The organism is Desulfovibrio sp. 1188_IL3213, from assembly GCF_036763145.1.
In the GTDB taxonomy this organism is placed as follows: domain Bacteria; phylum Desulfobacterota; class Desulfovibrionia; order Desulfovibrionales; family Desulfovibrionaceae; genus Desulfovibrio.
Genome location: NZ_JBAIYR010000375.1, coordinates 1 through 2,242 on the forward strand (window position 1 = coordinate 1; position 2,242 = coordinate 2,242).

At 62.1% G+C, this 2,242-nt stretch carries 2 protein-coding genes; both read right to left on the bottom strand.

Going from position 1 to position 2,242, the window contains the following annotated elements:
• Positions 1–1,107: pseudouridine synthase (locus tag V6C16_RS11580; protein ID WP_333543273.1), on the bottom strand; the 1,107-nt coding region annotated here is incomplete at its 3' end.
• 123 nt (positions 1,108–1,230) lie between these two features.
• On the bottom strand, positions 1,231–2,242 hold a 1,012-nt coding region (locus V6C16_RS11585), incomplete at its 5' end, for a 2-phospho-L-lactate transferase CofD family protein (protein ID WP_333543274.1).

Genomic DNA, 2,242 nt, shown 5'->3' on the forward strand with positions numbered 1-2,242 from the left:
CGGGTCAGCCGCCTTCCAGACATGCAGGGGCCAAAATTCCGTCCAGCGCGTGTGGTGCGCAAGACCGGACCGCAGGCGGCTTTTACGCCTCGCGCTGACATCCAGTTCCTGACGCGCCACCACAGGGCCGGAAAGCTCACCCGAAAGCAGCGCCACATAGCGCTTTTCGCACTGCCCTGCCGCTTCCGCCGCACGAAAGCCATCCGCAGCAAGAGTTGAGAGCGCCGCACACAAAAGGCCAGAAGTGCCGAAATCCAGACGCTGGAGCAGCGCAAGCTTTGCAGGGTCGAAGTCCGTACTGCCCCTGCCCTGCTCTTTTGCCCATTGCGTAACAAGGGCGGGCATCAGAGCCTCCACGCTCACACCGGCAACACCCGCCAGCGCCGCACTGTGCATCTGCGCGGGTTTGCTGAAAAAGCAGTATTCGCCCTGCCTGCCGAGCATGCGCAGCCCGCTGGCTGTGAGGACGCCGGAAGAAGGTGGGGGCGACGATAGAGACGAGGACGACGACGCCTCAGCATCTGCCAAAGACGACGGCGAAGAAAAAGAAGAAGAAGAAGAAGAAGAAGAAGAAGAAAGCGTTCCGGAAAATCCGTCACATAAAACCACCGGACTTTCTCGCACTGCCGCAGGGTGCAGGCGCACCACATCCCCCAGACGCATGCGACGTGAAGCGCTTGCGGCACGACCGTTTACGGACACGCCGCCATTTTCAATACAGCGCTTGCGCCCGCGCAAGCCCATATGCGGCAAAAGACATTCAAGGGCATGATCAAGCCTCAGCCCCGCCTGGCGTTCATCAACGCAAAGTTCCTGTACGGGCGCGTCCGCAGGGCTGCCAGTGGAAACAGCAGGGCTCGCGCTGCTTGCGGGGCTTACTCCGGAAGAAGCACCGGAAGAGGTGCAGGCTTCACCAAAGGCTGACGTAAAATTTGCATCACCTGTAGCATGTACACCAGGAGTTGCTGAAACGGCTGCGGCAGAAGGGCCGCACGCGTTGGGGGCCGCCGTTACCTCCGCTGTTGTGCCGGTGGCCGCGCCAAAAATTCCCGCATCAGAAGCCTGCGCGGTGCGGGTAGCGGGTACGCTCTTTCTGGCGGCCTGCATCGGCTGCTCACGACCGGCAGCAGTTCCCCGGCTGGCGTCCCGGGGCGTACCACTCCGCAAGGGCCTGTTCTGCTTCCTGTCACCCTGCCGGTTCCCGCAAAATTTTTTGCGCACGGGCTTCACTCATATCTCCACAGGGTTGCCGGGCAAAAGCTCCAGCAAGGCGCGCGCCGTCAGTTCCGGATCATGGTGCTGCGGATCGTTTTCGTATACCAGGGGGCGGTCAATCAGGCGCAGGCCCATATCTTCCACGGCGCGCCGGGTTTCGGAGCCAAGCCCGCCCTCATAACGGCCGTTACGCGAATCCGCCAGCACATAATGGAGAAGCCGCCCGGTGGACGCATCGGGGGCGTCTTCGCGCAGGTGGCGCAGAATCATGGCTGCCTGCCCCGCAACACCAAGGCCGAACAGTTCGGCATCACCGCCGGAATTGGGGATGAAAACCTTGGGGCAATGGGCATCAGCCACAGTGCGCCCCACGCCCTGCGGCAGAAGATTCGCAAGCACGCTGGTATAAAAGCTGCCCATAGGGTAGCATATGGCCCCTGCCGAACCCAGATATACGCTGGAAGCCGGAGCCAGCGGCGGGCGGCAGGCAGTGGCGGCAAGCCGGGGGTATTCCCTGGTGTCGAGCCGTTCCGGCTCATGTACCGTAAGAAAAAGCCGTTTTACGGGCCGGGGAAGATTTCTGAACCTGTGCTGCCCCACAAGCAGCGAGCCGTCATCCAGTTCAGCCGCCAGATGCAGACTTTCGTTCACAATAGGGCGCACCACGCCCCGCGTCTGCAGCAGACGGCTGAAAAAGGCCAGCACCGGCCCGAAATCACGTTTATGGTGCAGGTATCCGCCTGCCAGCACAAGATTGCCGAAGCAGGCACGGTAAGGGTCAAAATCCGGAGGCATGCGCTGGAGAAAAAAATTCAGATGCAGGCGCAGGGCATCGGCGAATACGCCGGGCATGCCCGCCCAGACGGGATGTCCGGCGCGGCCCGTTTCCACAAGCTGCCGCCGCAGGAACACGGCGGGATCTTCGCCCCCTGCCGAGCATTCTTCACCATCCGCCAAGAATTCCTCTTGCGAAGGCAGACGCGCGGCGCAGAAATCCAGCACCGCGGCGGGAACCACAGCGCTGTCA